Annotated in this window: 14 protein-coding genes and 1 pseudogene; 6 read left to right on the plus strand and 9 right to left on the minus strand. The window is 67.6% G+C overall.

What is annotated here, in order from left to right; all coding sequences use genetic code 11:
• Nucleotides 1-122: 122 nt before the first annotated feature.
• The 4 genes and pseudogenes from D7W81_RS34130 to D7W81_RS34145 all read left to right on the plus strand — a co-directional run.
• A pseudogene (locus tag D7W81_RS34130) lies at nucleotides 123-875 on the plus strand (AHH domain-containing protein); the annotation flags it as partial.
• A complete protein-coding gene (locus D7W81_RS34135; RefSeq protein WP_120559578.1) occupies nucleotides 872-1,240 on the plus strand; it encodes a DUF2019 domain-containing protein in 369 nt (122 codons plus the stop codon). The pseudogene D7W81_RS34130 and the gene D7W81_RS34135, both read left to right, overlap by 4 nt.
• Nucleotide 1,241: 1 nt before the next feature.
• Nucleotides 1,242-1,649, plus strand: coding sequence for a PaaI family thioesterase (locus D7W81_RS34140; protein WP_120559579.1), 408 nt, complete (start codon nucleotides 1,242-1,244; stop codon nucleotides 1,647-1,649).
• 156 nt (nucleotides 1,650-1,805) lie between these two features.
• Nucleotides 1,806-2,387, plus strand: coding sequence for an NADPH-dependent F420 reductase (locus tag D7W81_RS34145; protein WP_120559580.1), 582 nt, complete (start codon nucleotides 1,806-1,808; stop codon nucleotides 2,385-2,387).
• On the opposite strand, the gene D7W81_RS34150 is transcribed toward D7W81_RS34145, so the two are convergent.
• Nucleotides 2,384-3,301, minus strand: a complete 918-nt coding sequence (locus D7W81_RS34150; protein WP_120559581.1) for a LysR family transcriptional regulator — start codon at nucleotides 3,299-3,301, stop codon at nucleotides 2,384-2,386. The two genes, D7W81_RS34145 and D7W81_RS34150, sit on opposite strands and share 4 nt — an antisense overlap.
• Nucleotides 3,302-3,359: 58 nt before the next feature.
• Complete coding sequence (locus D7W81_RS34155) at nucleotides 3,360-3,869, minus strand: DUF2267 domain-containing protein (RefSeq protein WP_120559582.1); 510 nt, start codon at nucleotides 3,867-3,869, stop codon at nucleotides 3,360-3,362.
• A gap of 617 nt (nucleotides 3,870-4,486) precedes the next feature.
• On the opposite strand from D7W81_RS34155, the gene D7W81_RS34160 reads away from it, so the two are divergent.
• Both D7W81_RS34160 and D7W81_RS34165 read left to right on the plus strand, forming a co-directional pair.
• Nucleotides 4,487-4,918 (plus strand): hypothetical protein, encoded by a 432-nt coding sequence (locus tag D7W81_RS34160; RefSeq protein ID WP_120559583.1) that lies wholly within the window; start codon nucleotides 4,487-4,489, stop codon nucleotides 4,916-4,918.
• A gap of 39 nt (nucleotides 4,919-4,957) precedes the next feature.
• On the plus strand, nucleotides 4,958-5,467 hold the full coding sequence (locus D7W81_RS34165; protein WP_120559584.1) for a hypothetical protein: 510 nt from the start codon (nucleotides 4,958-4,960) through the stop codon (nucleotides 5,465-5,467).
• 97 nt (nucleotides 5,468-5,564) lie between these two features.
• On the opposite strand, the gene D7W81_RS34170 is transcribed toward D7W81_RS34165, so the two are convergent.
• The 7 genes from D7W81_RS34170 to D7W81_RS34200 are packed head-to-tail and all read right to left on the minus strand — an operon-like array spanning nucleotide 5,565 to nucleotide 11,880.
• Nucleotides 5,565-6,095, minus strand: a complete 531-nt coding sequence (locus D7W81_RS34170; protein ID WP_120559585.1) for a hypothetical protein — start codon at nucleotides 6,093-6,095, stop codon at nucleotides 5,565-5,567.
• Between the two features lie 14 nt (nucleotides 6,096-6,109).
• Nucleotides 6,110-7,120 (minus strand): MlaD family protein, encoded by a 1,011-nt coding sequence (locus D7W81_RS34175; RefSeq protein WP_120559586.1) that lies wholly within the window; start codon nucleotides 7,118-7,120, stop codon nucleotides 6,110-6,112.
• Nucleotides 7,113-7,856 (minus strand): ABC transporter ATP-binding protein, encoded by a 744-nt coding sequence (locus tag D7W81_RS44255; RefSeq protein WP_120559587.1) that lies wholly within the window; start codon nucleotides 7,854-7,856, stop codon nucleotides 7,113-7,115. The genes D7W81_RS34175 and D7W81_RS44255 overlap by 8 nt, the downstream gene beginning before the upstream one ends.
• The gene (locus tag D7W81_RS34185; RefSeq protein ID WP_120559588.1) at nucleotides 7,853-8,599 is read right to left on the minus strand and encodes an MlaE family ABC transporter permease; all 747 of its coding nucleotides are present in this window, start codon (nucleotides 8,597-8,599) and stop codon (nucleotides 7,853-7,855) included. The genes D7W81_RS44255 and D7W81_RS34185 overlap by 4 nt, the downstream gene beginning before the upstream one ends.
• Entirely contained in the window at nucleotides 8,596-9,375 is a 780-nt protein-coding gene (locus D7W81_RS34190; RefSeq protein ID WP_244227611.1) for an MlaE family ABC transporter permease, read from the minus strand. The genes D7W81_RS34185 and D7W81_RS34190 overlap by 4 nt, the downstream gene beginning before the upstream one ends.
• 19 nt (nucleotides 9,376-9,394) lie before the next feature.
• On the minus strand, nucleotides 9,395-10,093 hold the full coding sequence (locus tag D7W81_RS34195; protein ID WP_120559589.1) for an ABC transporter ATP-binding protein: 699 nt from the start codon (nucleotides 10,091-10,093) through the stop codon (nucleotides 9,395-9,397).
• 11 nt (nucleotides 10,094-10,104) lie between these two features.
• Nucleotides 10,105-11,880 (minus strand): putative metal-binding motif-containing protein, encoded by a 1,776-nt coding sequence (locus tag D7W81_RS34200; RefSeq protein ID WP_158621749.1) that lies wholly within the window; start codon nucleotides 11,878-11,880, stop codon nucleotides 10,105-10,107.
• Nucleotides 11,881-12,302 lie beyond the last annotated feature (422 nt).

The raw sequence follows: 12,302 nt of genomic DNA on the forward strand, positions 1-12,302 counted from the left end.
CCCCAGATATCTCAACCGCTCGATAAGAGGGAGTGAGCGGCCCGCGAGCGGATGGAGCGGGTGGGTGATGACCACCGAATCCAATGGCGACTTCGTCTTCAAGGGGGTGCGTCGATAGGGGCTTGCCCGAGCCATTCTCCAAAGGTCTCGCCGCAGTGATGACCGCCACGCTCATCGCATACGTGGGCGTCGACACCTTCTGGGCTCTCATCGTCGGGTTCAAACAATTGGTGGACGCCGCGGACCGCGCCACCACGTTCGAGGAACTGCGTGTGGAAGGAGAGCAGTACGGCAGGGTCATGGGTCGCAATGCGGCACGTGCCTTCGCCGTGTTGGCCACAGCGGCGATTGGCAGCACGGCGCCAGGGCTGGCGACGAAGATCTCTAACCTCCCAGGCGCCGCGCAAGCAGCCGTGCAGGCCGAGGCGCAGCTGGGAGTCCGGCTCGCCGCTATTGGGAGCGTGGAAACGGTCGCGGTGAGCGCGGAGTCCGTCACCATCGCATTGGCGCCTGGAGCGTTAGCCATGGCCGCCAATGGGGGAAACACTGGCGGCTCCAGGGCTTGGGCTTCCTTCAGCGGGTTCAAGAAGGCAATGGGGCCGGCGGGCCCGGGGCAGGAGTGGCATCACATCGTCGAGCAGACACCGGGCAACGTGAACCGGTTCGGGCCGCAGGCAGTGCACAACAAAGATAATGTCATTCCGCTGGAGAAATCGTTGCACTCTCGCATCAGCTCGTTCTACTCGACGATCCGACGAGACCTTACGGGTTCGCCCTTGACCGTGCGACAGTGGCTGAGCACGCAGTCCTACGCGGCTCAACGCGAATTCGGGTTGCAGGCCATCGAGAACTTCAGCAAGGGAATCTGGCGATGACGCTGGAGGATTTGGTCGAACAATTCGCGCTGAACGTGGCCGCCCAGACCGAGGCCACCTGGCGAAGCGACTCCAGGAGCGCGAACAAGCACGCCCGGAAGTACGGCGTGGCGGTCGACAAGCTACTGGCTCACGGCGATGCCGGACGTGATGCGCTCCTCGTTCTGCTCCAGCATGAGCGCATGGATGTGCGCGTCATGGCCGCCGCGCATCTGCTTCGCTATCGCACCGCCGACTCCAAGGCGGTCCTGGAGGATGCCGCGAAGGGCGAAGGAATGATCCCGTTCTGTGCCCAGCAGGCCTTGAAGCGCTGGGAGGATGGCACCTGGGCGCTCGACAGGCCCGACGCACCTCAGGAGAAATGAAATGGATGATCCTCAGGAGTTCGCGCGTCGGGTGTTCGCGTCGCAGCCCTTCAGCCAGTTCATCGGCGCGCAGCTTGCCAGCGCCGGGCCTGGGACGGCGGAGCTGCGGCTGCCCATCGTGGACCACCTGAAGCAGCAGCACGGCTTCGTCCATGGGGGCGTGCTCAGCTACCTCGCGGACAACGCCATCACGTTCGCCGGCGGGCTGGCGCTGGGCGGCAACGCGCTGACCTCCGAGTACAAGATCAACTACCTGAAGCCCGCCGTGGGCGCGCTGCTCATCGCGCGGGCCCAGGCGAAGGCCGCCGGGAAGCGGCAGGCCGTCTGCCAGTGCGAGGTCTTCGCCGTGAAGGACGGCGTGGAGACGCTGTGTGCCCTGGCGCAGGGCACCGTCGTCTCCGCCGCCTGAAGCCGCATCAGAACTCGGTGACTCAGGTCACCGGGTTTCATGACGCCCCGTCACAGGTGACGTGACGACCCAGGCATTTTTCGCGCGCGGCCCGTTCCGCATATTGCCAACCGTTCCGGAGCACACCGCTCCGGCCTTCACGAGGACGGCAAGACCATGGCGACGAAGATTGCAATCATTGGCAAGGGGAACGTGGGCGGGGCGCTGCAGCGCGGACTGGCTCGCGCCGGGCACGAGGTGAAGGCGGTGGGCAAGGATCCGGCGGCCGTGCGTCAGACGGCCGCGTGGGCGGAGGTGGTGTTCCTGGCGGTGCCCTTCAGCGCGCTGGACGACACGCTCCGCACGCTGGGCGACGCGGTGAACGGCAAGGTCGTGGTGGACGTGACGAACGCGCTGACCGCCGACATGCAGCTGGCGCTCGGGTTCACCACGAGCGGCGCGGAGGAGTTGCAGAAGAAGGCCCCCCAGGCGCGCGTGGTGAAGGCGTTCAACACGGTCTTCGCTCAGCACATGGACCAGGGACAGGTGAAGGGCGAGAAGCTCAGCCTGCTCGTCGCCTCCGATGATGCTTCCGGCAAGGAGCGCGTCCTGGGCCTGGGGAAGGACCTGGGCTTCGACGCCGTGGACGCGGGGCCGCTGCGCAACGCCCGGTGGCTGGAGTCCCTGGGCTACCTCAACATCCTGCTCGGCTACGTGCAGAAGCTGGGGCCGGACATCGGGTTCCGGCTGGTGCGTTAGCGGCGCTTGCGTTTCGTGGACAGCGGCGCCCGGGAGGCGAAGAGCTCCACCATGAAGTCCAGGAACACGCGGACCTTGGGAACGGCGGACTTGTGCCGTTCGAAGAGGGCGAAGACGGTGCGTGGCTCGGGCTCGAGGTCCTCGAGGATGACCTCGAGCTCACCCCGGGCCAGCTCCTCCGCCACGTGGTACTCGAAGGTCTGGATGATGCCGAGTCCGCCCAGGGCCGCGTGGGTGAGCACGTTGCCAGAGCCGGCGACGAGCCTGCCCCGGGCGGCGAAGGTGACCTCGCCTCCGGCTCCCTTCAACCGCCACGGGAGGGGGCCCGTGTTCGACAGGTACGCGATGCACGAATGTTCGCGCAGCGAGGCGAGCGTCCGAGGCCTCCCGTGCGCGGCGAGGTAGGCAGGGGAGGCGACCAGGATGGAGCGCGCGCGAGCGAGCCGTCGCGACACCAGCTCGGAGTCCCGCGCTGGCGCGAGGCGGAGGACCACGTCGACGCCCTCGGCCGTGGGGTCGATGAGCCGGTCGCGGACCGTGAGGTCGATGGACACGTCCGGGTAGCGTTCGAGGAACCGGGGCAGCGCCGGCCCGACGACATAGTCCGCGAGCGGGATGGGGACATCGACGCGCAGGCGGCCGCGCGGCGTGACGCTCGTCCGCGCCAGGGTGGCGTTGACGGCTTCGAGCTCCGCGAGCATGCGGGTGCAGTGCTCGTGGTACACGGCCCCTTCGTCCGTGAGGCTGAGGCTGCGGGTGGTCCGGTTCAGGAGCCGGACCCCCAGCCGGCCTTCGAGCCGTGAGACGATCCGGCTCACGCCCGAAGGCGTCAGCCCCAGGTTCTCCGCCGCGCGTGTGAAGCCGCCGAGGTCGACGGCCTTGATGAAGACTTCGATCTCCGAGATGGAGTCCATGTTGCCGACAGCTCACAGCCATTCATGAGCGGACGTCAATGAGCCATCCCGGCGGGCGTCAGGTGGGGTGGGTCCACAGGTCGCGCAGGTCCGGCGGCAGCTCCCCGGCGATGTCCTCGCTCTCTCCGATGGAGACCTGTGCCTGGATGGCACTGAAGACGGCGCGGATGACGGGTTCGGTGTCGTCGGGATCCATGTCCAGGTCCTCGGCCACCATCGCCAGCATCTCCACCCGGCCGAACTTCCGGGGCGGCGGGCCGGCCTCGTGCCGGTCGCACCGCACCATGACCTCGCGCAGCTTCATGGGCAGCTGCGCTTCCAGGTCCTTGTCCTCCTCACCGACGAGGCGCTGCTCCAGCACGCACAGCACGGAGACCGCGGCGTCCTCCGCGGCCTGGTCGCTCGGGAATTGGCCCACGTCGCGCAGGTATTTGAGGAAGGCTTTGTAGGTCTGTGAGGTGCGGGCCTCGTGGCGCATGCGGCGGCGCTCGTCGAGCGGGACGGCCGTCGTGCGCTGCGTGGGGCTTCCTACCTGCTGCCCGGAGCCGGGGATGTCGTGCGCTGCCATGTCCGTTGCCTCGTTCCTTGAAGAAGGGTCCAACCCCAACGCTGAATCGCCAGCGAAGCGTGGAGAAGGCACGCGCCGCCCTGCGAGCCGCCCGCTCCCCGTGGGTGGGGGATGACGGGGAGCGCCTGCTCCCACGTCCGTTGCCATCCTTGCTTCGACGAGATCGCATCCGAAGCCTGGAGAGAGGGGCCGCATGGCGCGGCCGCTCTCAAGAGAGGTGTCGTCATGCGTGAAAGTCTTCGTCCCAGGGGAGAGGCGCTGCGCAGCGCAGCCCGCAGGATCGCGGTGCGAAGGGCCGAGGAGCCGCAGACTCCCTTGCTCCAGATCATCACGGAGGCAGCCCGCCACTTCGACCTCTCGCCGAGTGAGGAGCAGATGCTTCTGTCAGATCTGCTGTCGGAGAGTCCGGAGGCGTCACCGCCCTGACGCAACCGAAGTCGGGACTGACCACGATTGGCGTCAGGCGATTCAAACGTGACTCGGATGAGAGGCGAGCCTGGCGAGAATTTTCCTCTCAATGCGTTGCATGAATGGCGAGTTCAAGCTGTCTGGACAAGGCCTCAGGGAATCGTTTAACTGGTCATGGGGAAGCGATTCCCCTTCCTTGGGGGCTGTCCATGAAAAGCTTGACGGTTGTGGCTGCGGTCGCGGTGTCTGCGCTGGGCGTGGGTTCGGCTGAAGCGGCGACGCTGACGTTCACGGTGCAGAACAAGATCACCACGAGCGCGATCACCAACTCCTACTTCAACGGGTGTGCCGCGGTCATCCCGGCCCTGAGCTCGGTGGCGGCCAACTCGATTTCGGGGGTGCACCAGACGGACTGCGGCACCAACTCCGCCGTCGTCTTCGAGTACACGAGCGGCAGCAAGACCTGTCGCTTCAACATGAGCAGCATCTGGACCCCGCCCAACCCGATCCTGGGGACGTCCGGGTACTGGACGCCCGCGGGCTCGGCCACGTCCAAGGGCAGCACTACCGCCACGTGCAAGACGACGCTGGTCGGGCTGGGCTCGAACGGCAACTACACCTGGGCCCTGTCGATGCAGTAACGCGGGACCCTCATGGGAGCCCATGGTAGATGGGCGCCCATGAACCTCATTCGACTGTCGGTCGTGGGCCTTGGCGTGGCGTTCCTGGTGTCGGGCTGCGGGGGCCGCCGGAGCAACTCCAAGGTGGACTTCTCCCAGATGGGGCCGTCCATCAACTCGAAGCGCTATGCGAACCTGGAGAAGATCGCCGCCAAGGATCTCCAGTGCGACGCGGAGCTGACGCCCCAGTACCTGGGTGAGAACCGGTACCAGATGATCGGCTGCAACACCGAGGGCATCTACGAACTGCGCTGCAGGATGGGGCAGTGCTCCTGGATGCCGGACGTGAGGGCCCGCGCGGAATTCGACCTGGGGTGCCCAAGGGCGCAGCTCAAGACGTCGATCATTGATCCGGTCACGACGGGCGTCGCGGGTTGCGGAAAGCGTGCCACCTACCGGGCGATTGGCACGACCTACGGTCGCTCCTGGACGCTGAATTCGCCCGTGGTCCAGGATGAGGCTCCTGCTGCGGCTCCCGCGGAAGAAGTGCCGGTCCCAACGACGCTTTGAGTCGAGGCGTCAACCGCTAACGGTGACGGCCTATCGCGCAGTCCGATGGGCCGTACTCCAAGAGTGGCCTGTGCGGCGGCAGACTCTTCACGCAGGGTCAGGAAGGGTGGGCGTCCCACCATCGGCTCTCACTGAGAGACGGTTCCCGAAAAGGGAAATAGAGCGGAACCTTCCATCGGTCCTGCGCGACCCGGCCGATTTCGAGAGCGACTTCGCCCATGTGACTGCTGGGGCCCTGCATTGCGACGAGCTGAACAGCCGTAAACCGCGGATGCTCGTGTGATGCGCCTGGAAGAATGGCGTTCACCAAGAGGATCCAACCGTAGCTGTCTCCATCCCAGAGCGCTTCGAGTGCCAGCGGCGGCTGAGGTAATGCCTCCAGATTCGTGAGGGCATGTGAGCGCCAATACCCAGGCGTCAAGGTTTGTCTATACGCCAGCCTGGATTGCCGCCAGCTCTCATGAATCTCTTCCAGCTCCCGAGAGCGGGCTTCCATGAGTTCCACCGCATCGTAGAGCCGGCACTGCATGCCATTCTTGATGAAGCCAATTGCCCTCATCGTTTCGCCGCTCAGGATCAGGGCATCCACTTCGTGTAACAGGTCAACGCGAATGACTTTCGTGTCCACGGCTAACTCCTGTACTAGTCCTTCCAGAGGACCTTCCACGGGTGCTTGCGCAAGTCCGTGATCAGGGTCTTCAGCTCGTCGTAGAGGGCTGGGTCCTTGAGCAGGGCTCCCCCTGTGCCTTCTCCTGCGTCCAGCTGACCGAGGATCCGGTCCGCCTTGGTGGCAATCTGTTCCAACTGGCCCGCGGCGGCAGTGAAGCGCTGGAGGGCCAGCTTCACCTGCTGGCCGTCCTCCGGCGTCAGTGGGCCCGTTACCGCCGCCAGACCGTCCAGGGTCGTTCCGGCGGACTTCGTCAGGCCCGGGAGGTCCTTTCGCATCACGGCCGCCACGGCGGAGGCGTCGTCCAGGAGCCGGGCTCCCTTGCCTCCGGGCTGCATGGATTCCTTCGCCAGCTGCGCGAGCTGCCTCAGGTCCTTCGACGCCGCCGCCAGCTCCGAGGCCAGGACCTTCACGTCACCTTTGTTCTCCGTCAGGACCTCGTCCAGCGTCCTCGCCAGCCTCGACACGTTGGCGGCCAGCCCGGTCACGGCCTCCGGATCCTTCTCCAGCATGTCCGACAGCAACGTCACGAACTTGGTCAGCTGTTCCGACAGCAGGTCCAGGCGCGGCGCATCCACGCCTCGCAGTGCCTCTGTCTCCGGCAGCGGCGCGTCCGCGTTGCCTGGATTCAACTCCAGATAGGGCTCACCCAAGATGCCCACCGTTCCCACCGTCACCCGGGCGTCCTTGCGCAGGGCGCCCCTGGCCGCGGGCTCCACCGACAGGTCCATGCGGACGGGGAGGGGGATTCCCTTCGCGTCCCTTCGGTCCGCCAGGAGCTGGATGGTATCCACCTTGCCCACCTGGACGCCTCCCAGCTTCACCGGGGCTCCCTGCACCACGTTGCCCGTGTGCGCGAAGTCCACCGCCAACTTCGCGCCCCGGCCCAGCGTCAGCTCTCCCATCAACCAGAGCAACACCAGCACTCCCACCAGCGTCGCGAGCACCAGCGCTCCAACCTTCAACTCCAGCCGTTGCTCATCCATCCGTCGCGCCCTCCATGAACGGCGCCGTCAACGTCCGCAGCTCCGGGGCAGGGGACTTGAGGAATCCCTCCGGGCTCCCCAGGTACGCATTGCGCCCCTTCGCCACCACCAGCACCCGGTCGGCAATCTCTCGCAGCTGCCGGTAGTCGTGGGACACCACCAGCGCTCCCAGGCCCTGCTCCTTCAACGACGCCAGCACCGCCTCCACCTGCATCGCCGCCCTCCGGTCCAATCCCGTCGTCGGCTCGTCCAACAGCAGGTAGCGCGGCTTGAGCACCAGCGCCCTCGCGATGGCCGTTCGCTTCTTCGCCCCGGGCCCCAATTCCGGCGGCAGCCGGTCCGCCCACTCCTTCAGGCCCACCTGGTCCAAGGCCTTCTCCACCGCTTCCTCCGGGGCGTTCGGATCCGCGAGGCGCACGTTCTCCCGCAGCGTTCTCCAGTCCAGCAACGCGGGGCCCTGAACCAGATACGGAGCCCGGCGCCGGAGGGACACCAGCGTCCGCTCCGGTTGCGTGTCCACCCGTTCCCCGAACAGCGTCACCTTGCCGGCTTCGGGCCTGAGCAGCCCCACCGCCAGCCGGCACAGCACGCTCTTGCCGGAACCGCTCGCTCCCGCGATGAACGTCAGCTCTCGCGTGGAGACCTGCGCGCTCAAGCCGTCCAGCACGCGGCGGCCCTGTTCGAAGGCGATCGCCACGTCGTCGAAGACCAGCGTGTCCGGACCGGTGTCATTCACAGGCGCACGAACTGGAACGCAAGCGACACCGTCAGGTCAATCAACAGACAGCCGAGGCTGGCCGCCACCACGCCTTCCGTCGTCGCCTCGCCCACCGCCTCCGCGCCGCCCCGGGCATTCAACCCGGCCACCGCCGCCGCGAGCGGGATGTACAGCCCGCAGCCCAACACCTTCAGTCCTCCCACCAGCAGGTCCCAGCCATCCACGTACCTGGGGTCCATGAACGCCCGGCCGTCGATGTCCAACGCCACGCTCGCCACCAACACCGCCGACGCCGTCGCCGCCACCGTCCCCAGCACGCTCAGCAGCGGCACCCCCACCAGCCCCGCGATCACCCGGGGCGCCACCAGGTCCGCGTACGGATCCCCCGCTGACATCTCCAGCGCCTCCACCTGCTCGTTCACGCTCATCGTGGCCAGCTCCGCGGAGTGGCTGGCCCCGGCTCGCGACGCCGTCAGCAGCGCCGATACCGCGGGGCCCAGTTCGCGGATGAGCATCTCGAAGTAGGCCGGGCCCAGCACCGCCACGTTGCCGATCAGCTTCTTCGCCTGCGCGTTGGCGATCATCACCAGCACCGCCCCGAAGAAGGCCATGCCGGACATCACCAGCCACACGCTGCGCCCACCCAGCTCGTGCACCTGCGCCAGGGTCTCGCGCCAGGGGATGCCCTCCCGCGTGCCCGCGCGTACCGTACGCGCCAGCATCACCCCCGGCGCCCCGAAGAAGGTCAGCACGCGCTTCATCCGAGCAGCCTCGACAGCACCGTCGTCAGCAGGAAATCCAACAGGAAGATGGCCGCGCAGCTCAGCACCACCGCGCTCGCCGCGGCCTCACCCACGGCGCGGGCTCCTCCCTTCGCCCGCAGCCCCACCGCCGTGGACACCAGCGAGATGGCCAGGCCGAACGCTCCTGTCTTCACCACGCCGCCCAGGATGTCGGACGGGCTCAGCATCTGCGCGAACGTCCCGAAGAACACGCGCACCGGCAGATCCAACGTGAGCTTCGCCGCCACCGCCTCGCAGAGGATGGACACCAGGAACGTGAACGTGCTCAGCGCCAGCATGCTCACCTCCATCGCCACCACCCGGGGCGCGACCAGCAGCGCGAACGGATCCAGGCCAATGCCTCGCAGGCCTTCAATCTGTCCGCCTACGTTCAGCGTGGCCAGCTCCGCCGCGTTCCTCGCGCCGATCCGCGCCGACATGATCAGCCCCAGCAGCAGCGGGCCGAACTCCCACAGCACGCCGTAGCCCGCGGCCCAGCCCAGGAACGCCCGCGCTCCGAAGCGCTGGATGTAGAGCGACGCCTGCACCACCACGATGACGCCCGCGAGCGCCGCCGTCGCCAATGCCAGCGGCAGCGACCCGTAGCCGAACTGCACCAGCCCTCGTGCCAGCTCGCGCCGCTCCAGGCCGCGCAAGGCCCAGGCCGTGCGGCCCGCCACGAGGGCCAGCGCGCCCACGCCGCCCACCGCTTGCATCGCCGAGCGTCCCAGCCAGGCCAGGGCGGTGGTGCTCACGGGTGGGGACACTGCGGGATCATGCGAGGGCCTCGTCCGGCGCGCGCTCCAGTTCCGGCGCCGGGGCCCCATCGTGCACCAGTCTGCCTCCTCGCAGGTACAACCAGCGGGGCAGGGGGAGGTCCACCGGCGCTTCCGGCGCGGCCACCAGCAGCGTTCCCTGGCCGGCGACCTCCAGGAGCACCCTCGCCACCTGCCGCGCCGTGCCCGGATCCAGGCCCGCGAACGGATCATCCGCGAGCAGCACCGCGGGCCTCGCCGCGATGGCCCTCGCGAGCCCCGCGCGCTTCTTCATGCCGCCGGACAGCCGCTCCGGCAGCGTGTCCGCCGCGTCCGCCAGGCCCACCGAGCGCAGCACCGCGTCCGTGCGCTCGCGGGCTTCGGCTTCCGGCACATGCCTCCGCAACAGCGGCTGCATCACGTTCTGCCGCACCGTCAGCGAGTCGAAGAGCGCGTCCGTCTGGAACACGAAGCCGAACGACGCCTGCTGCGCTCGCCGCTCCGGCGCCGAGAGCCTGGCGACATCCTGACCGTCCCACGTCACCCGGCCGGAGGAGGGGAGCAGCAGGCCCGCGAAGGACTTGAGCAGCGTCGTCTTGCCCGAACCCGAGCGCCCCAGCACCAGTGCCTGCGTGCCGGGTGGGACGTGGCAGTCCGTGGGCTCCAGCACGGTGCGGGCGCCGTAGCGGAGGGTCAGGGCTTCGGCGCGCAGGTCCATGACAATGACGCTCAGGGAGTCACGATGAAGCTGGCGCCAGCACCACTGTCGCCCACGGTGACGATGCCCGTCGGTGCCTTCGCATCCAGCGACCTCAAAGACCGGGCGGGAGACCTCGCGTCCGTATGGACCGTGATCCAGTCGCTTCCATTGAAGAAGAGGACGGCCCCTCCGGCGCCGACCCCCTCGGTGGTCGCGACGTAGACCGCCGTCTTTCCGAAGGCCACGACGTCCTGGATGCTGCGGCTCGCGAAGGCCGCGGGCAGGGTTTTCATCTCACTCCACTTGCCCTTGACGCGTTCCAGGACGATTCCGTTGTCACCCACCGCGAAGGCGTAATTCGCGTTCACGACGTGGACGCCTCGCAGCTCGCCCACGAGCGTGGCCGGAAGCTCTTCTTTAACCCAGGTCGAGCTCGCCACGTCGAAGCGGAACGCACGGGGCTTGAGCGTCGGCACGAAGCCCTCGCTCTTGCTTCCCACCGCCAGGAGCGTTTCCGGACCGCCCACGCCGCTGATGGCACGCAGGCTGGCGTCGGCGGTGGCGGTCTCGATTCGCTCCGGAGCGGCGGGCGGAGCCCACCGGAAGGTCTGGCCTCCACCCGTGACGCCATAGAGGGTCAGCGATCCTCCCGTGGCGCTCACGATGCCGACCAGGCCGTTCAGGACCTGCCCGTTCGTGTTGCTCTCCAGCGTGCACGTGTTCGCGGTCGCGGCCGCCTGTGCGAAGCGGCTCGACGAGTCCTTGCCACCCGCGAGGAACACCTCTCCAGAGGACGAGGCCCACGCGGCCTTCCAATCACCGTCGCAGGTGACGGACTTGCCTCCCGTGCCGTCCATCCGGCCCCGGGCGAGATTGCCGCCATCCCCCGCGGCCCAAATCCCTCCCGATCCATCCGTCGCGATCGTCTTCCAACTGGTGCTGTCCGGCGTGGTGAACGGCTTCCACGTCGCATTGCACGTCAGGCCGTCGTCGGCCCCGTCGGCGCAATCGTTGTCGATCCGGTCACAGACCTCCGGGGTTCCGCTAGCGCGGTAGCGGGAGCTTTCGTCGCAATCCTCGGCTTCTGGCTTGGAGTTCAGGGGAGGCGGTTCGCATGTCGTTCCCCCCAATGTCCCTGCCTTCCCATCCCCGTCTTCGTCGAGGTAGTAGGCCGTGGGCGTGACGGTGCTGTTACAGACGGCGACGCCATTGGAGCAGATCTTCGCGCCAGGGCAGTTGGAGGCGTTGACACACGCACCGCCCAGGTCGAATGCCTCATCCACTTCGCCGTTGCAGTTGTCGTCCCGCCTGTCACACCGGGACTCCTGCACGCCGGGGTTGATGCTCGAGTCGTTGTCGTCACAGTCCCCCGCGCGGCTCGTCGTGTTGAACGACGGCGCCGAGCACGCCAGCACCGGGTCCAGGAAGCGGCTGCCGTACTTGTCTCCGTCCGCGTCCGTGTACCAGGCCGTGGGACCACCCCGGTCCTCATTATCGTCAGCGCAGTCCGTGCCTCCGTTCGCCGGACTCACGAAGCCATCCCCGTCACCATCCGTGGCCCCCAGGGACAGGTCCACCGTCGTGACGCCGTTCTTCTCCAGGCTCGCGTTCGTCTCCGCGGTCGCCACCTGGGCGCCTTCGCAGGACCGCTCCTGCGCCGTGGCCAGGAGCCTCACGTCGTTGCTCCAGCCCGCCTGCCTGAAGACCGCGACGGACAGCGTCCCCGGCGCCGGGTCCGGCTTCACGTTCACGTTCGTCGTGACGCTCCGGGAGACCTCTGTCTGATCCGTGACCGTCAGGGTCACGCAGCCCGGCCGAAATCCTTCGTAATGAATCTGGACCCTCAGAGCGGCGGTCTTGAGGTCATCCCCCTTGGAGCACCCCGCGAGGACGCCCGCGAGCACAGCGACCAGGAATAAACGCATGGGACACGCATTCTGGGGCGTTCCCCACACCCGGAGTGGGGCGATGTCGCCACCGTCGGCATTTCAACCCGAGAGCCTTCTTCCCTGACCCTTAGTCCGCGCCGCGATGCATCGTCCAGACACGGACCGCTCATCCGCCCCCGATGACGGCTTCCGTGTATAGGGGCCGCTGACCTTTCAACACTGGCCCGTTCCCCCGCACGACCTCTATGTCCACCGTTCGCCGTGCCCTCCTCGCCGCGCCCCTGGGTGCCTGCCTCTGCGCACTGGCCCCGGATGCGCTCGCCCAGACGCCTCCGGCC

The organism is Corallococcus aberystwythensis, assembly GCF_003612165.1.
GTDB classification, from domain to species: Bacteria; Myxococcota; Myxococcia; order Myxococcales; family Myxococcaceae; genus Corallococcus; species Corallococcus aberystwythensis.